Genomic DNA, 18,306 nt, shown 5'->3' on the forward strand with positions numbered 1-18,306 from the left:
TCATCACTGTCGTTCTCTTCAATAGGAAAAAACAGTGGAGAGAAAGCAGATGGTTCGTTGGAGGAGAATAGCTTTAAGCGATGCAGAGGAGGCCGGCATAACAGACGCTGATGACGGCTGGCTGCCGAAATATGAAAAAGACTCCCCTCCATCCAGCAAAGGTGAGCTGGGTGAAGGAGAGTCTTTTTCGATTTTAATGAACACCCAAGGAGCGGTGCCCCTTCCACTCCTGCGGAAGAACGAGTGAGCCCAGATCACCAAGCATTGGTTTTGCGAGGAAGCTCGGGCGCTCGTCCGCGGAAAGGGAAGGGGCTTTCGCTCCTGGGGGTTAAGAAAGAAAACAGCTTGTAAAGAAACAGGGGTTTCTCTACAAGCTTAAGGCCCTTCCTCAGTTGGAAGGGCCTTACACACGTGTTATTCCTGGATTAAACGGCTTTCAAATGGTGCCAGCGACTCTCCCTGGAACCACTGCTCTTCACTGGTATGGTTCATCACAAACAAGTAGGCGTCCTCCCCGCTTTTGCGGCGGTACACTTCGACTCCGCGGACAGAAGAAATCGTTTCAATTTGATGGTGTTCTGTAATTTCCTCACCAATCCGATCGAGGGCTTCTTCATTGAGTCCGCCGCCGATGTAGTACACATGCCCCTGTCCGAAGCTGTTTTTCGTAACAGCCGCATAGCTGTCATAAAAAGCATCGGTATACTGGTACAGAGCTTCCGCTGTTTCCGGTACGAGCAGGTCACGCCAGATGCTGACGGTGCCGGGAACTTCTGAGAAGCGTCCTTCCCCCTGCAGCTTCAGACGGTGATCTTTGGTGAGCGATTCGATTTCCTCAATCCGGGCGCCGACGAGATCGCGGACAAGTCCCGGCTGAACTTCACCGAGACGCAGGTTATTGTCTTTGCCTTTCAACCCTGTACGGTAGGAGAAGAGAACGGTCCCTCCGTTCTGCACAAACGTTCTCAGCCGCTCGGCAAGCGTCTCATCCATCACGTGCATCACCGGTACGACAACCACCTTATAGCTGGACAACTCTCGGTCCGCCGGGATCACATCGATTGCTGCATTCTGGTTGTAAAAAGGACGATAGAGGCGGACAAGCTCGTCGGTAAAATCAAAGTCGCGGCTCTGAATCTGGGAACGCCACGCCCATATGTTGTCATAATCATAGAGAACGGCTATATCCGCCTGGATTGGTGCATCAAGCAGCTCGCCATAATCTTTGATTTCGCTGAACAACGATTGGACTTCCTTATACTTGCGGCCGTACACATTGTCGTGATCGACGACGCCGTAGCAGAACTGCTCCGCCCCTTTCGTCATCCCGCGCCAACGGAAATAGAGCAGGTTGGAACAGCCGTGAGCGAAGGCCTGGTAGGACCACATTTTCGCCTGGTTCGGACGCGGCAGGTACCCGATGACATCATGGCCCTGCGCCCCCATCAGCTCCTCCACGATCCAATAGTTCTTATCCAAGAGCCCTCGGTTGAAGTCATGCATCATCGCAATCGCTTCCGGTGCAATGGGTTCTTCCAGCCCGCCCCAGACCGGATAGTTGTCATAGGAGACAAAGTCCATCGGGCGGAGGTTTTCTGCGTGATCGAACCATTTCGAGAAAAACCCGCCGGAAACGTTCGTCGTGACCTGCTGGTGCGCACCTTTTGTTTCCTTTACAATCTGCGTCATTTCATGAGCAAACCCGTTCAAGGAATCAGAACGGAAGCGCGCCCACTCGAGCTTCAAACTCGGGTTATGCGTCGTAATCGTCGGCTTCGGAGCAGGAATTTCGGAGAAGTCGTTGTACGTCTGGCCCCAGAAAATCGTCCCCCACTCCTCGTTCAGCTGGTCGATGCTGTCATACTTCTCAGTCAGATAGGTCTGGAATTTCTTTTCACACGACCCACACCAGCACATATCGCTGCCTTCATGTCCGAACTCGTTATCAATCTGCCAGGCGATAATGGCCGGCTCGTCCTTATAATGCTCGACGACCTTCCTTGTAATCACTGCGGCATACGAACGATAGACGTCGGAGTTGAAGCAGTACTGCCGGCGTCCTCCGAAAACGCGCGGATGGCCGTATTCATCGGCGGACAAAATCTCAGGATGTTGATCCGCCAGCCACGCCGGGAACGTTGCCGTCGGCGTGCCGAACATGATATGGAAATCCTCCTGCTTCAGCTTCTCAATGACTTGATCGAAGTAGGAAAAATCAAATCTTCCTTCCTCGGGTTCCATCAGATGCCAGGCGAATTCACCGATTCGTACGATGTTGGCCCCCAGCTGTTTGATGCCTTCAATATCTTCGTCGATCTTTTCCTCCGGCCAGTGCTCCGGGTAATAATCTACACCTAAGTACGTCATAGCTGTCCTCCTGGTTTTATTCTATATCGTCTGAAGAAAACGGCGGAATGCCTGCTGTCCTTCTTCCGTGCGCTTGAACACACCGGCGTGCTCCAGCACGACTGAAAAACGGCGCCCGATTTCTTCCTGCAGCTGCGGCCATACATCGTCCTTTTCCCAGCGGATGGATTCCGCCCACGGGACATGCTTGGCTGTCTGTTCATCCTCAAGGGCCTTCCCTTGAAGCTCCTCTTGTTGGATGTAGCCGGTCAGCGACTCCATTTCGTCAATGAGACGTCCCGGCAGAACAGCCAGTCCCATCACTTCGATGAGGCCAATGTTTTCTTTCTTTATGTGATGCACTTCCTCATGTGGATGAAAAATTCCCATCGGATGCTCGTCACTTGTACGGTTGTTACGGAAAACGAGATCCATTTCAAAAGCCCCGTTCCGATAACGGGCAATGGGAGTAATCGTGTTGTGCGGCTCTCCGTTTGTTTCGGCATAAATATCCGCCGACGCATCACTATACGTGCGCCACTTCGTCAAAATCCGGTCGGAAAGCTCAGCCAGACGTGTGCGGTCGGTGCTCTTCAGACGCAGCACAGACATCGGCCAGCGTACGATTCCGGCTTCCACGTCCTGATACGCCGGAATATGGATGGTTTCTTCGACAGGCGCTTTCGCCATCGGGAATTCATGATGGCCGCCCTGGAAGTGGTCATGGCTCAAAATCGAGCCGCCGACAATCGGCAGATCCGCATTGGAGCCGACAAAATAGTGGGGCAGCTGATCGACGAAATCAAGCAGCCGGTCGAACCCTTCTCTAGAGATGCTCATTGGTCGGTGTTCCCTTGATAAAACGATGGCATGTTCGTTGTAGTACACATATGGGGAATACTGCAGGAACCAATGCTCGCCTTCCAAATCGACAGGAATTACCCGGTGGTTGTCCCTTGCCGGATGGTCGAGACGTCCGGCATAGCCGACATTCTCCTTACAGAGCAGACAGTCCGGATAGCTGTCGGCTTTTTTGTTTTTCGCCGCGGCAATCGCCTTCGGATCTTTTTCCGGCTTGGACAGGTTGATCGTTATTTCAAGGTCGCCGTATTCCGTTTTGCTGTACCAGTGTTTGTTTTTGGCGATCCGGTCGGTACGGATGTAATGCGCCTCCTTGGAAAGCTGGTAGAAGTTCCGGGTCGCTGCTTCCGGTCCCTGCTTTTCAAAGGTGTGATAAAAATCGCGGATCACTTCCGACGGGCGTGGAACGAGACAGTCCATAATCTTCGGATCAAACAAGTCCCGTTCTGTCGTAGTGTTATCCTCCATCAGCCCCTGCTCTGCTGCATAGTCGAGCATCGGTTCCAAAATGCTTGCAGGAGTGTCCGGCACCGGCTCTTTTGGCGCTTCCTCTGGATGTTGCCCTTCCAATTGAAACAGATGGAACAGGCGGTTGCGGGTATAATCGACATCCCACACAGCTATCATCTTTTTGGATAATCCGTACTGAAGAAGTTGTTCAATGTTGCGATAAATGGACACGTCTCTCACCAGCCCTTCAATTTATTGGTTGTAACCGTCGGGATGGTTTTGGAACCAGTCCCATGCTGTTTGAATCATCGTTTCCAGTTCAGCATACTGCGGTGTCCAGCCAAGCTCCTCCATCGCTTTTCCGGAGGATGCGACGAGTTGAGCCGGATCACCGGCGCGCCGTGGAGCCACTTCGGCAGGAATATCCCGGCCGGTTACACGGCGGGCGGTATCGATGACTTCTTTGACACTGAAGCCCTGGCCGTTCCCAAGGTTATAAATGCCGCTTTCTTCTGTACGTTTCAGCTTGTCGATCGCCAGCAGGTGGGCATCCACAAGATCCGTCACATGGATGTAGTCACGGATGCAGGTGCCATCTGCGGTCGGATAGTCATCGCCGAAGATCATGATCTTTTCCCGTTTCTCCTGCGCTACCTGCAGCACGATCGGGATGAGATGCGTCTCTGGACGGTGATCTTCTCCGATGCGGCCGTCCGGATCAGCGCCGGCTACGTTAAAGTAGCGGAGCACCACGTGCTTGATGCCATGCGCCTGTTCAGCCCATTTAAGCATCTTCTCAATCGCAAGCTTCGTTTCTCCATATGGGTTGGTCGGGAACGTGCGGTCATCCTCCTGGATGGGCACCTGGTCCGGTTCCCCGTACACAGCAGCCGTGGAAGAAAAGACGATCCGTTTCACGTGATGCGCAGCCATCGCCTTCAACAGGCAGACCGCTCCATATACGTTGTTGTCGTAATATTTCAGCGGGTCCTCGACGCTTTCCCCTACAAGGGAATCCGCTGCAAAATGGACGACCGAATCAATATCATTCTCCTCGAACACCCGGTTCATGAAGTCTTCATCCCGCAAGTCCCCGTTATATAAAACAGCCCCCTCCAAAACGGCCTGTTCATGGCCTTTCTGCAGGTTGTCTGCAATGATTACCTTTTCTCCGCGGTCCAGCAGCTGGGCCACGGCGTGGCTGCCGATATATCCGGCGCCTCCACATACTAATACAGTCATCACTCTTCCTCCTCCAACCGTTTCGCCCCGTCGCCGATTTCCACCACGTAGAAGTCCGCTTCAAGACCGGTTTGCTTATAATACTGTTCTCCTACGTTTTCCTTAAAGGTTTCAATATCCGCTTTAGGTACAATGCTGATGGTACAGCCTCCGAAGCCGGCACCGGTCATCCGTGAGCCCACCGCTCCTTCTTCCCAGGCCGCTTCCACTAAAGCATCCAATTCATGTCCCGTTACTTCATAATCATCCCGCAGTGAACGGTGTGATTCATTCATCAGCCGGCCTAAACCGCTGATATCCCCAGCATTCAGTTTTTGCACCGCTTCAATTGTACGTGCATTTTCGTAAATGACGTGTTTGGCGCGTTTTCGTGTGACCGGATCGTCAATCACGTGTTTATACGCCTCGAAATCTTCTACAGAAATATCGCCGAGATAGACGGCTTCCAGTTCGGTCTTTAACTGCTCCAAGGCTTCTTCACATTCCCGGCGGCGTTCGTTGTATTTAGAATCCGCCAGTCCTCTGCGCTTGTTTGTATTGGCGATGACGAGCGTTTCCTCTTCCAGGTGGATCGGTGTTTTCTGATACTCCAGCGTCTGGCAGTTCAACAGCAGAGCATGATCCTTCTCTCCCTTGCCTATCGCAAACTGATCCATGATTCCGCAGTTGACTCCGACAAACTCATTCTCCGCCGCTTGAGCAAGCTTCACAAGCTCCACCCGGTCGATGTCCAGTCCGGCAAAGGCATCCAGCACGACGCCGGTGACGAGTTCAATGGAGGCCGAAGAAGACAAACCAGCGCCGTTTGGAATATTTCCGTAATAGACGATATCCGCTCCTTCAGAAAGAGGATAGCCTGCCTCCCTGATTTTAGCTGCGACACCTTTGGGATAATTGGCCCACTCCTGCTCTTGTTCGTAAACGAGCTCATTCAGGTCCGCTTCTATCATACCAAGTTCAGGAAAATTCATCGAATACAGTCTCAGCTTCGCATCGCTGCGCTTTCTAGCCGCCGCATACGTGCCGACGCTCAGCGCACAAGGAAACACGTGCCCCCCGTTATAATCGGTGTGCTCGCCGATCAGGTTTACCCTCCCCGGCGCAAAAAACGATTGAATGTCTCCCCCGCTTCCAAATTGTTCATAAAATGCCTCGATCATCTGCTTCATTTTTCCACCTCATCCATTGTTGTAGAATTCGTGACGGCTGTCAGGACGAACAACTGGGAAGTAAAGTCGCCGGACTCCTCCAGCCCCCCTGTCTGCGAACCATCGTATCCGCTCTCCAGCGGCAGGCCGGCATGCATCAGTTCATCTCCATAATACGTGCGTTCCAAGCCTTCGATCTTATACTCCGTCGCCGGATTCAGCCCGGTCAGCTGGATCCGGCGAAAGCCTGGATTGGGGCGGGCCAGCACTTGATAACTGGCAGCGACCGCCCGCTGCCCGTCCTCGGATACGACCATCCATGCCGTTTCATTCCCACCCTTTTCAAACGGGCTCGTCAGCCGGTAAAAGGTACCGAACTGGAACAAAGCACGGTGCTGTTTATAAAACGTGATCTGTTCACTCATCCGTTCTTTTTCTTCCTCGTTCATTTTCGTTACATCCAGTTCATAGCCGAACGCTCCGAAGAAGGCGACATCGCCGCGCGTTTTCAAGCTCGTCACCCGTTTCACCTGATGATTGGGAACGGCGGAAATATGGGCGCCCATGCTGCTCAATGGATAGACCATGGAGGTGCCGTATTGAATCGCCAGCCGCTCGACGGCATCGGTATCATCACTCGTCCATCCTTGAGGTGCGTAATACAGCATACCCGGATCAAATCTGGCCCCTCCGCTTGCACACGACTCAAAAAGAATGTGTGGAAACTCTGTGGTTAGACGCTCATACAAATCATAAACCCCGAGCATATACCGGTGGGGCACTTCCATCTGCTGATCAGAAGCCAGACGTGCCGATCCGATTTCTGTCATATACCGGTTCATATCCCATTTCACATATTCGATGTTGGCCTCTGACAAAATGGTTTTCATCCGGTCGTAGATGTAGTCCACGACTTCCGGGTTGGAAAAATCGAGCACCAGCTGATGCCTGCCTGTAGACGGGTGTCTCCCCGCCACCTGGATAATCCAGTCGGGATGCGCTTCATAAAGCTCACTTTGCTTGGATACCATCTCCGGTTCAAACCAAAGGCCGAACGCCATCCCTGTCTCGTTCACTTTTTCAACGAGCGGCTTCAACCCGTTCGGCAGTTTCGCTTCATCTACAAACCAATCGCCCAGCGACGTCGTATCGTCATTCCGTCGGCCGAACCAGCCGTCATCGAGGACAAACAGCTCGACACCCAGACGGCTGGACTGTTCGGCAATCGATTGAAGCTTCTGTTCATCAAAATCGAAATAGGTAGCCTCCCAGTTGTTGATGAGCACCGGACGTTCCTGATCCCGCCAACGCCCGCGGGCAAGCCGCTTCTGATACAAATCATGATACAAATGGCTTAAACCGTTGCGTCCATGCGATGAAAAAGCAGATACGAGTTCCGGCGTCTGGAACGATCCGCCCGGCTCCAGCTTCCAGCTGAAGTCGAATGGATTGATCCCCATACTGACCCGTGCCCGCTCATATTGATCGACTTCAATCTGCCCTGAAAAGTTGCCGCTGTACACGAGACTGAATCCGTAAACGTCCCCATAATGCTCTGTCGTTCCCGGCCGCTGGACAGCGATGAACGGATTGTGCTGAGCACTGCTTGTGCCCCGGGTGCTCTGGATCTTCTGGATGCCCGGATGAAGCGGCTGTGTATGCACGTGACGTTCCCTTGACCATCCGCCGGATAGCTGGACCCACTCAAAATTGCTGTCCGGAAAGTCCATGGAAGCACTCAACGCTCTGTCCAGCTGGTACGATACCGATCCTTCATTTGTAAATTGCGCAGAGCGAACGATAACATCTTTGTCATGATAGACGGTATATAATAAATCAAGCTTCATGCCGGTATGGTCGTCCATAAGAGTGATGGTCAGCGTTACCGCCTCTGATTCTTCCTCCACATAGGTCGCCGGAAGCCCGTCAAGCGAAGGCTTTCCCGGAGTGACACGATGGGAGGAGTAAGCGAAGTTCGATATCCTCGATCCGTCCGGCTGCCGGATATGAAAAGCCGGCTCCCGGTAATCCGATGTCCCATACCCAGGGTAGTCCTGGGGAATCATATCCAGAGAAAATGCTGGATCGTCTTCATAGACATAGGAAGAGGTGACGCGGAATTCCTCCTTGGACAAATGACTGAAATCGTCCCTGTCCCTTACTTTCTTTCCATAATAAAGATGGCCGATCTGGCCGTTTTTAAGAACATGTATGATGTAGCTGATATTTTTTCCCTGTAAGTGAAACTGCCGGCTGTCTTCCGTGATGTGAATCGCCAAGATGTTCCCTCCTCCAATCTTTTCCGCAAACGCTTCCAAGTAGTTGTTAGCTTTATTGTAAAAATGAACCCTTTTTCAATCAATGGTAAATAAAAAGACGCATTCTGCACATTTTTGCTTATCAATATTCCACCAGATCAGGTTAGCTGTTATGATATGGAGGGAAATTAGAAAATCAACCATTATGAAATCCTGCTTATATTTGCTTTTCCAGGAAAGGAGAATTGCTTTGACCCCTTCTTCTTTGACACACGGCTCCTACGGCTACCGGTTTTCCGACCCGGAATTGCAGCAGCTTGCCCAAATCTGGTCGCTCGGCTGGGACGAACAGACGACAACACTGTATGACTGGGACGGAACGAACCGGCGCGACCGCGGGAAGTATATCTTCCAGTACACGACCGCAGGAAAAGGAGCCATCGATATTGAAGGAACAACCTATGAGCTGACGCCGGGACAGGCGTTCATCGTAAACATCCCCGGGGACTACCGGTATTATCTCCCCGATCACAGTGATAAATGGGAATTCATGTTTTTGACGCTGTATGGAAATGTGGTGGAGTCCTACTGGAACCAGATTCAGGAGAATGTCGGGGCAATCCTCCACATGCCGCCTGATGCGCCGCCCGTTTCCTACGTCCACCAGCTGCTCGAATCAGCGGCCAATAAAGAAATCGCCAACGCCCACCAGGCCTCCGGCTACGCCTATCAATTCACAATGGAGCTGTTTCATTACTGTTCCACCTTGGAAAAAGGACTCGTCCAGTGGCCGGATGCCATCATCGCCGCAAGCATGTATGCCAAAAACCACTACACCGAGGAAATCAGCCCGGATGATATGGCGGAAGCCTCCGGCATGTCGCGCTATCACTTCACGAGGCAGTTCAAAGCCGCCACCGGTCAGACGCCGATTCAGTACTTAACGTCCATCCGGATCAACAAAGCGAAGGAACTGCTGGCGAATACGAAATACTCGGCTGAGGAAATCGCCGTCCTTGCCGGCTACAAAAATGCCAACTATTTTACGAAGGTTTTTAAAAAGCAGGCCGGCATCACTCCCGGCAGATTCCGCGAATCTCATAAACATTTGTAACAGTAGAATCAGACATAAGAAAGGACTGTCCCGGTCAGGGCAGTCCTTTCAACGTTTATAGCAGCTCTATGTTTAACCAGCGCCTCCAGGAGCTCCGACCATCCCCTTTCCGCGGACGAACGTCCAAGCCTCCTCAGGGAGAACGCCCTGCGGGGTCTCGGCCTCCCGTTTTTCCGCAGGAGTGGAATGGTCGGAACATCTTTCTTGAGGTCACGCTCCGCTTATCGGTGGATGCTTGCCGCGGGCACGGCCTCAGCTAACTTGGACAGGAAAACCACCTGTCCAAGTGGATCTTCGGCTCGCGCTGTTCCCGCAGGCGTCACCACCGAACGCTCCTCGTGACCTCACCAAAAGGTGATTTTAAAAGACTTAAAGGTAGCTGAGTTAAGGAAGAGCCACTAAAGCAGAAGCATTCCAGCCCTGAAAAGTAACAACCTGTCACTTCTTTTTTTGCAAGTTCCAAAGAAAAATAGACATTTGTGGGGGAAGGAAATGGCAGGGAACCCTGAACACATAAAAAGAGCTTGTCGAGGAACACGGAGTTTCTCGACAAGCTCTTTTTCAGCGTTTTGGTACTTCAATGGTGACCGAACGTTTATCGTAGTTGATGGTCATGCTCTTGCCATCGTCGACGAAGTTTTCGAGGACATCCTTGGCCAGCTGCAACGCAAATTCTGTCCGCTCCAGCTTTTCGTCATCCACTGGATCTCCACCGGACTCTTCTCGTTGAAGCTCCTGCGCTTCTTCATGGAACGCATCCAGGTTTTCGTACACTTTATGATAAAAAGACTCAATCGGCTGACTGGCTTTTCCCATTCTTTTTCCCGCCTTTCACTCCTTTTGACAATATTCTCATTATATCAAAAAGAAGGCGGAAACATCAGTCAGGATAGGATGCCGATTGGGGAGAGCAGCAGGTAGATGACGACCATTGCGGCTGTTGCGGCCAGACCGACAGGATAGACGAGCTTCCACGGCGTCATATCTACTTTCGCTTTTTCTTCCAGTACAAAGTCGGTATCCCTCGGACGAAGCTTCCCGATCAGAAGCATCAATCCAGTACAAAGGACAAACAAGATGCCGAGAATATGCAGGAAGTGAAGTCCTGTATCCCAGACCAGCTGGGTCGTTGCGTAGATGGAAATAAAGACGAACAATGAAATCTTCGCTGCAATGGACGGGACCCGTTTCGTTAAATACCCGACAATGAGAATGGTAAAGATCGGTACGTTATAAAACCCGTTGACGATCTGCAGGTATTGGAAAAATCCCTGTGGCACTTTATCGATAAGCGGGGCGATACACATCGCAAATACAGCAAGAATGATACCGACAAATTTCCCTTTTCTTACGACTACCTTATCCGGGGCATCCGGGTTGAAATACGGCTTGTAAATGTTCAAGGCAATCAAGGTGACCGAAGAGTTCAGAGCGGAGTTGAAGGAGGATAAAATCGCTCCGAACAAAACTGCCGCAAAGAAGCCCACAAGTGGTGCCGGAAGCACTTCCGCGACGAGGCGGGGGTAGGCATCGGTCGGTTCAAGACCCGGACCGAACATATTGAAGGCGATAATTCCGGGTACGATCAGGAAAACCGGCCCGAGCAGTTTCAGAAATGCAGCGATTAAAACACCCTTCTGGCCCTCTTTTAAGTTTTTGGCAGCAATCGCCCGCTGCATGATGTGCTGGGCCGTACCCCAATAGAACAGGTTCACAAGCAGCATCCCTGTAAACATCGTCCCAAATGGTACCGGGCTGTCCGGTCCGCCGACTGAATTCAATTTTTCCGGAGAATCTTGAACAATCGTCTGGATACCATTTGTCATTGACCCATCCCCAAGAGCGAAAAGACCTAAAATCGGAATCATCAAACCACCGATCAACAGACCGACACCATTGATCGTGTCGGATACGGCGACCGCTTTCAACCCTCCGAAAACCGCGTAGATCGAACCGACAATTCCAATAGCAAAGACGGTGATCCATATTCCGACCGTACGGCTTACACCGAGAGCCCCTGGAATATCAAACAAACCATTGATCGCTACAGCTCCGGAATAAAGAATGGGAGGCAGAAGGTTGAATACATATCCGAACAAGAAAAGAATCGTCACAATCTGTTTTGTATTAAAATCATAACGATCCTCCAGAAAATCGGGAATCGTCGTGATGCCGCCTTTCATATAGCGAGGCAGCAGGAAGAAAGCTACAATGACCAGTGAAATGGCCGATCCGACTTCCCAGCCCATGACGGCAATGGTATCAGAATAGCCCTGCGCGTTCAGGCCGACCAGCTGCTCGGTTGATAGGTTCGTGAGCATCAGGGAACCAGCAATGACCCAGGCGCTCAAATTACGCCCGCCAAGGAAATAGCCGTCCTGTGTATCGAGTTTTTCCTTTCTAGTAAACCACCAGGCTACGAGAGCAACGAAACCTGTAAAAAATAAGAATGATACGACTGTAAATGCATTCATAGATGCCTCTCCTTTGTGTAAGCGGAACCAAATGTATGTATGCGCTTTTTTATGTAATTCCTATATTAGCGGTCTTCCTGAAAGCGTTTCAATGGTAAAAATTCTGCCGTTTTCTGTCTTTTTTTGCTTACAATAGGAGAAGCTTTATAACAGTTTCGAGCTGGGAGAAGCCTTGACCTTACTATCCCGCCACCATGAATTTCCAAAAAACCTCATAATTCTGCACTTTTTTGCTGTTTTATCTTTTACACAAAAAAAGTCCGATGAATGGTCGGAGTCTCAACAAATTATAAAACCTCCTGCTTTCCAGTCCCCTCCAGAAGTTCCGACCATTCTTTTGTCTGTTGGATAAGGGGAGAAGGATTCAGGACATGGACAGCACCCGAGCAGACAATCGAATATGAGTTGTACGTCTTTTGGTTTCGTCATACAGATTGATAAAGAGAAGGCACATGCTTTTTTCTATGATTTGGACATAAAAAAGGAAGATCTTCTGTTAAACAGAAAATCTTCCTTTCATAGAGCATCATCAGGGAAGGTCACGAGGAGCGTTCGGTGGTGACGCCTGCGGGAACAGCACGAGCCGAAGATCCACTTGGACAGGTGGTTTTCCTGCCCAAGTTAGCTGAGGCCGTGCCCGCGGCAAGCATCCACCGATAAGCGGAACGTGACCAGAGACCACATGCTGGCTCCCATTCATTCCTGACATTCCAGGATTGTAATGATTCGTAGGCTTCTCATCTTTTTTAAAAACTGCTGCCTGTTTCCATCTTAAACTTCCATGTGTAGGAGCCGTTTGCGGGAATGTAGGATGCCCGGCCGATTTTGTCCGCTACATACACATCATCATATACACCGGTGCACGGTTCAAGGGCGATGTTATGCTCGCCTCTATAGCCCCCGCGGGTTTTCCATACGCCGAGGTATGGAACTTTTTCTTCAGGGAAATGGTAAGTTAATTTTCTTCCAAGGTCCGGCTGTACAAGGGCGCACCAGCCTTCACTGAGAGGCTTTGTAAAATAAAACTTTTCAGCCGTGCCTTCCTCCAATGGCTCAAGCTTAGCCAGGTCGAGCCGCTCCCCGGTAGAAACGGATGAGGTTTCCGGATAGGTGTGCGTTGTGCCCCAGCCACCTAAGTGGGTGGAGGAAGCTTCTACACTCATCACTTCCTTCATCGCTTCCGGTACTTGGATTTCCGTCTGGTCGTTATAGTTCAAAAGCGCATGCGGTGTCCATATAAAAGGAAATGGAACCGATCCCTTATTGACTGCCTTGTAGGTGATTTCCACATCGTTCTTTCCAAGCTTGACACGTTTCATCAATCGATACGGAAAACGATCACTTTCCACCGTCAATTCCATTCCATCACAGGTGGCCTTCCACGTCCAAGGCATGGCCCATACTTCCCCGTGGTCGGGAATTTCGTCCATCGTTACAGGATGCGGCCCCTGATCGATACCGGGGAACATTTCATCAAACCCACTGGAATCATACGCCGAAAAATCCGCGCCGTACGGCGGTATCCGGAGGGACTCTTCCTTGGCCTGATACAGCCACTCATATTGAATGGTCTTGTCATAAAAACTGACCATCTTTCCTCCGTAGTCAGGAAGGATGACAGAGCGTACATACTCATTCTCCAGTACAACCGCTTTCAGCCCTTTAAATGTCGTCTTTTGACAGGTCGATACATCGATCATGATTCATCCTCCTCCATCACTGTCTCCTGGTTTTCCAGAAGTTCATTTCTGGTCCACCTTTAATGGTAACGCTTCCAATTATCTATTATGTATAAGGTAGCATATCCATGGATAACACGGAAGAGGTTTTTCTAAATTTGGAAAAAACAGAAAAATAAAAGAGACTTTTCTAAGTCTCTGTCTGCTTATGGGTTGGAAAGCTGTAAGATCATACCTTCCAGTACATGTATATTGCGGGCGTTAAAGCGGATGCCTTTATAATCGAAAACAAGGATCTGCCCGTCTTTGACTCCCAGTAGTTCTTCATAATCCTTATCAGCCTTGATCTTCCTGTAGCTGATGGAAGCAGGTATATTTTTTCTCGCCAGAAACACTTTCATCCCTGTCAGCTGAGCCTCCAGCTTTTCTGTGGGGCGTTCCTGTTCATAAAAGTAAACGATATGAAGTTCATGTTCCATCGTGGATGTCAGTTCCTGGATGGCCCGCTGCGAAGATCCTGCGCCGCATCCAGCTACGATTAGGAAAACAAAGAGGGTTCCCAGCCACTTTCTCACGTTTCCATTCCTCCATTATAAAGCTTATACCACTATATGCAGCACCATGGAAAATATCTCCCGTTTCTATGGCCGACATTTAAATTTTCACAGGAACCGCTCATCCACTTCACACGCGTATATTTTTGCAAATTTATGTATGACAAACTATGAACATTGAAACCCCTTACATAACCGTCATTAAACGGCTATACTCATAACATAAGATGATCATCCCAATCACAACGTACAATATTGCAGGAATATTCCTGGAAATACAAAGGAGGGACCCTCCATGGTTTTAGATAAAAGGCGTGCACACCTGATATCTATTCTGAATCAGTCGACAACTCCTGTCGCTGTTCAAGATCTGGCTTTCCAAATGAATGTCTCTCCACGCACTGTTTACTATGATGTCGAGCAGATCAACGACTGGCTGGCCGGCCAGAAGCTGGATCTGTTGGAGACGCGTCACGGTGAAGGACTCTGCTTGCCTGAATCATCCAGACATCACCTGGAAGGTGCTTCTCTTCATTTTGACGGCTGGCACTACCAGCTTTCAAGAAAAGAACGCACCCTGTTGATCAAAGCAAACATTCTTTTACAGCCACATGCATCGATGAATACCTTTATGGACCTCACCCATATGAGCAGAGGAACGGTTGCCAAAGCCATTGCAGCACTCAAACAGGAATTTGACCAGACTGGGTTGACGCTCCATTACCAAAAAGGAGCAGGCTATCAGGTTGAGGGACCGGAGGATTTACAGAGGCTGATGCTCTTGAACCTGGTCGTTGATGCCTATTCCCATCCCGAGTGGGTGACGGTTCAAAACAACCTTCAACACATGGCCCTGCCCTCTTTCCTCCCGCCCGGTGAAAACAGCCGGGTCATCAAACGTCTCCTGTTTGCTGTCGAGGAACAGCTCGGGGCTACATTTACAGACGAAATGGCTGATCTGCTGGCCCTTCAGATGCTGATGATGGTCAAACGGATCGACATGAACCAATTCGTATACGTACAGCCGGAAGAGAAGGAAGTTTTAAAACAGACAGATGCCTACATTTCCGCTTCCGTTCTTTCGCGGGAACTGGAAAAAGTCTGGCCCTTGGTTTTTCCGGAAGATGAAATCTGCTTTATGACGATGAACCTGCTTAGTTCCAAAGTGCAGCACGACGACATCAGCCGGTATTCAGAAAGGGAAAGTGAAGGGCTGCGACAAGTGATCCATCAGATGATCGAGGATTTTCAAATATACTCATTCGTCGTTTTTGATGACAGAAAAGGACTGGCAGAGAATCTGCTGTCCCATATCAAACCCGCCTATTACCGGATTAAATATGGTGTCAAAGTCACCAACGAGCTGTCTCAAAACATTCAGGAAACCTATGCCGACCTTTATCATCTGACCAAACGCGTCATGAAGCACCTGGAGTTGTTCATCGGCAGGCCCGTGCCTGAGGAGGAAACGGCTTATATCACTCTTCATTTCGGGGGATGGTTGAACAAAGAAAAAAAAGCCGTCGAAACGAAGTACAGAGGCATCATCGTCTGTGAAAACGGCATCGGTACGTCCAACATGCTTCGTTCCCAGCTGGAAGAGTTGATTGCCGGACTGCGGATCACTGACATTCTTTCCAAACGGGAGTACCAGAAAAACAAGCATGACACCGATGTCGTATTCTCCACCAATTATGTGAAGTCGGACGAGGTGCCGGTGATCCACGTCCCGGCCATCTTGAACAATTTTGAAAAAGAACGGGTCATCCAAATCATGAATCAACAATTTGAAACAGAACCCGAAGACAGAAGCCTGCCTGCCGCATTGATGGAAACGATTCAAAAGTATGCGACCATCCATCAGCAGGAACGGCTTCAAAAAGAGATTACTATCCTGTTGGACAGTCTTCATACCGATAGAAAGGAGCTGAGAAAGCCGATGCTTAACGAATTATTGACGAAGGATACGATTCAACTTCAAGAACAGGCTCCGGATTGGGAAGAAGCGATCCGCACGGCTGCCCAGCCGTTAATCGACAAATCTTCCATCCACCCTGATTACGTTGAAGCTATGATTACAAATGTAAAAGAGCTGGGCCCTTACATCGTGATTGCCCCGAGGATCGCCATCCCTCACGCCCGTCCGGAAAGTGGCGTGGAGCAGCTCGGAATGAGTCTTTTAAAGCTTAATGAACCGGTCAGTTTTTCTGATAAGGAAAAGCATAAAGCGCAATTGATCATTATTCTCGCAGCCATTGATAATCAGACCCATTTAAAAGCGCTGGCCCAGCTGACGGAACTGCTTTCGGACGAAAAGGCCGTTGATCGAATGATTGAAGCGTCATCTAATGAAGAGATTCTTCATCTGATCAACCAAACTATAGAAGTGTAAAATTACGAGGAGGAATTCAAATGAAAAAAGTATTAGTTGTATGTGGAAATGGACTTGGAAGCAGTATGATAGTTGAAATGAATGTGAAATCAGCCCTTCAGGATATGGGGAAGGAAGCAGAAGTCTCCCACACCGATTTGACGACGGCCAAAACCGAGCAGGCCGACCTCTTCCTCGGATCTGAAGATATTGTAGAAAGTCTGGAAGATGGGCAGAAGAACGTCGTAAAACTGCGGAACCTGATGGACAAGAACGAGTTGAGAAGCGCGTTGGAACAAAACCTGTAACCTAACCCATTCCATCAAACAAAGGAGCGACTTATATGGTTGATTTGATCATGAAAGATATTTTGGGAACCCCCGCCATCCTCGTTGGATTATTCGCTCTTATCGGGCTCCTTGTACAAAAGAAAAATTCCGGAGATGTTGTCTCCGGTACGCTGAAGACCGTGATGGGATTTGTCATCCTGGGAGCAGGGGCGAACGTACTCGTCCAGTCTCTCGGGAACTTCAGCAGCATGTTTGATGAAGCTTTTGCTGTCGAAGGGGTCATCCCCAACAACGAAGCGATCGTTGCGCTGGCCCAGGAAAGCTTCGGTACGGAAACGGCTATGATTATGCTGTTCGGGATGGTCGTTAATATTATCCTGGCCCGCATCAGTCCTTTTAAATATATCTTCTTAACCGGGCACCATACGATGTTCATGGCCTGTCTCATCTCTGTCATTTTGACGACCGGGGGCTTTTCCGGTGCAGGCATGATCATTCTCGGTTCCATCATCCTCGGGGCGATCATGGTGTTATTCCCAGCAATGCTTCAGCCCTATACGCGGAAGGTCACGGGATCTGATGACTTTGCTGTCGGACATTTCGGTTCGATCGGCTACCTTGTCGCTGGTTCGATTGGGAAAGTGGTCGGTAAGGGATCAAGGTCTACAGAAGAAATCAAAGTACCCAAATCGCTCAGCTTCCTAAGAGATACTTCTGTCTCTGTCTCCCTGACGATGGTTATCCTCTTTTTCGTCGTCGCTGGAGCGGCGGGTCCCGGCTTTGTTGAATCCGAGCTGAGCGGTGGTCAGAACTTCCTTGTATTCTCCTTCATGCAGGGACTGACATTCGCGGCCGGCGTCTATATCATTCTTGCTGGTGTGCGTATGCTGCTTGGAGAAATCGTCCCGGCGTTCAAAGGTATCGCAGACAAGATTGTGCCGAATGCTAAACCAGCGCTGGATTGTCCCGCTATTTTCCCGTTCGCGGGAAATGCTGTCATCATCGGTTTTCTCTTCAGCTTTGCCGCCGGATTGATCAGTATGCTGTTCCTTCCCCTTCTTGGGTTGAAAGTTATTGTCCCCGGCCTCGTTCCCCACTTCTTTACAGGAGCAGCCGCCGGCGTGTTCGGGAATGCGACAGGCGGACGAAAAGGTGCTATCTTCGGATCGATGGCCAACGGTGTCATGATCAGCTTCCTTCCTGCACTGCTCCTCCCAGTTCTCGGAACCTTAGGCTTCCAGGGAACAACATTTGGTGACGGGGACTTCGGTGTCGTCGGGATCGTCCTCGGCAACTTGATCAACCTCGTAGAGTCCAACGTGGTCGTGGTTGGTATCATTCTTGCCCTGCTAGCCCTTCCGTTTGCACTGGCCATAAAAAAACGAGGCGGTGAAAAACAGAAGGACACAAGCGCCGCATAAACGAAGTGCCCAAACCTTCCATGAACTGTACCCCATAATATGGACAGTTTATAAAAAGAGCCTTAGGCAGCTAAGAGATGGCCTCGGTATTGTACCGG

The 18,306-nt window shown here is 50.2% G+C and carries 14 protein-coding genes; 5 read left to right on the forward strand and 9 right to left on the reverse strand.

Features of this window, described 5'->3' with window-relative positions; genetic code table 11:
• The first annotated feature begins 49 nt into the window (after positions 1–49).
• Entirely contained in the window at positions 50–247 is a 198-nt protein-coding gene (locus QMA39_RS10715) for a hypothetical protein (RefSeq protein ID WP_206933193.1), read from the forward strand.
• 167 nt (positions 248–414) lie between these two features.
• On the opposite strand, the gene QMA39_RS10720 is transcribed toward QMA39_RS10715, so the two are convergent.
• Genes QMA39_RS10720 through QMA39_RS10740 form a run of 5 tightly spaced genes read right to left on the reverse strand, consistent with a single transcriptional unit; the run spans position 415 to position 8,326 of the window.
• Positions 415–2,367: a beta-galactosidase gene (locus QMA39_RS10720; protein ID WP_281658707.1), complete on the reverse strand. Its 1,953-nt coding sequence runs from the start codon at positions 2,365–2,367 to the stop codon at positions 415–417.
• Positions 2,368–2,388: 21 nt separating this feature from the next.
• The gene (galT, locus tag QMA39_RS10725) at positions 2,389–3,888 is read right to left on the reverse strand and encodes a UDP-glucose--hexose-1-phosphate uridylyltransferase (protein ID WP_281658708.1); all 1,500 of its coding nucleotides are present in this window, start codon (positions 3,886–3,888) and stop codon (positions 2,389–2,391) included.
• 21 nt (positions 3,889–3,909) lie between these two features.
• Positions 3,910–4,899, reverse strand: a complete 990-nt coding sequence (gene galE / locus QMA39_RS10730; protein ID WP_206933189.1) for a UDP-glucose 4-epimerase GalE — start codon at positions 4,897–4,899, stop codon at positions 3,910–3,912.
• Complete coding sequence (locus tag QMA39_RS10735; protein WP_281658709.1) at positions 4,899–6,068, reverse strand: galactokinase; 1,170 nt, start codon at positions 6,066–6,068, stop codon at positions 4,899–4,901. The genes galE and QMA39_RS10735 overlap by 1 nt, the downstream gene beginning before the upstream one ends.
• Positions 6,065–8,326, reverse strand: a complete 2,262-nt coding sequence (locus QMA39_RS10740) for an alpha-galactosidase (RefSeq protein ID WP_281658710.1) — start codon at positions 8,324–8,326, stop codon at positions 6,065–6,067. The genes QMA39_RS10735 and QMA39_RS10740 overlap by 4 nt, the downstream gene beginning before the upstream one ends.
• Positions 8,327–8,555: 229 nt before the next feature.
• Between QMA39_RS10740 and QMA39_RS10745 the strand changes: the two genes are divergently transcribed.
• Positions 8,556–9,419: an AraC family transcriptional regulator gene (locus QMA39_RS10745; RefSeq protein WP_242520297.1), complete on the forward strand. Its 864-nt coding sequence runs from the start codon at positions 8,556–8,558 to the stop codon at positions 9,417–9,419.
• Positions 9,420–9,980: 561 nt separating this feature from the next.
• Here the strand turns inward: QMA39_RS10745 and QMA39_RS10750 are convergent.
• The 4 genes from QMA39_RS10750 to QMA39_RS10765 form a co-directional block, all read right to left on the reverse strand.
• Positions 9,981–10,235: a hypothetical protein gene (locus QMA39_RS10750; protein WP_027954804.1), complete on the reverse strand. Its 255-nt coding sequence runs from the start codon at positions 10,233–10,235 to the stop codon at positions 9,981–9,983.
• A gap of 68 nt (positions 10,236–10,303) precedes the next feature.
• A complete protein-coding gene (locus QMA39_RS10755) occupies positions 10,304–11,893 on the reverse strand; it encodes a solute:sodium symporter family transporter (RefSeq protein ID WP_027954803.1) in 1,590 nt (529 codons plus the stop codon).
• Positions 11,894–12,639: 746 nt separating this feature from the next.
• Positions 12,640–13,593, reverse strand: a complete 954-nt coding sequence (locus QMA39_RS10760) for a DUF5107 domain-containing protein (RefSeq protein ID WP_027954802.1) — start codon at positions 13,591–13,593, stop codon at positions 12,640–12,642.
• A gap of 185 nt (positions 13,594–13,778) precedes the next feature.
• The gene (locus QMA39_RS10765; RefSeq protein ID WP_027954801.1) at positions 13,779–14,147 is read right to left on the reverse strand and encodes a hypothetical protein; all 369 of its coding nucleotides are present in this window, start codon (positions 14,145–14,147) and stop codon (positions 13,779–13,781) included.
• 274 nt (positions 14,148–14,421) lie between these two features.
• Here QMA39_RS10765 and QMA39_RS10770 point away from each other — a divergent pair, with 274 nt between their 5' ends.
• Genes QMA39_RS10770 through QMA39_RS10780 form a run of 3 tightly spaced genes read left to right on the forward strand, consistent with a single transcriptional unit; the run spans position 14,422 to position 18,208 of the window.
• A complete protein-coding gene (locus tag QMA39_RS10770) occupies positions 14,422–16,518 on the forward strand; it encodes a BglG family transcription antiterminator (RefSeq protein ID WP_281658711.1) in 2,097 nt (698 codons plus the stop codon).
• A 20-nt stretch (positions 16,519–16,538) separates the two neighbouring features.
• Entirely contained in the window at positions 16,539–16,805 is a 267-nt protein-coding gene (locus tag QMA39_RS10775; RefSeq protein ID WP_027954799.1) for a PTS sugar transporter subunit IIB, read from the forward strand.
• Positions 16,806–16,840: 35 nt separating this feature from the next.
• Positions 16,841–18,208: a PTS ascorbate transporter subunit IIC gene (locus QMA39_RS10780; RefSeq protein ID WP_281658712.1), complete on the forward strand. Its 1,368-nt coding sequence runs from the start codon at positions 16,841–16,843 to the stop codon at positions 18,206–18,208.
• Positions 18,209–18,306 lie beyond the last annotated feature (98 nt).

This window comes from Halobacillus sp. Cin3 (assembly GCF_947311855.1).
GTDB lineage: Bacteria > Bacillota > Bacilli > Bacillales > Halobacillaceae > Halobacillus > Halobacillus kuroshimensis.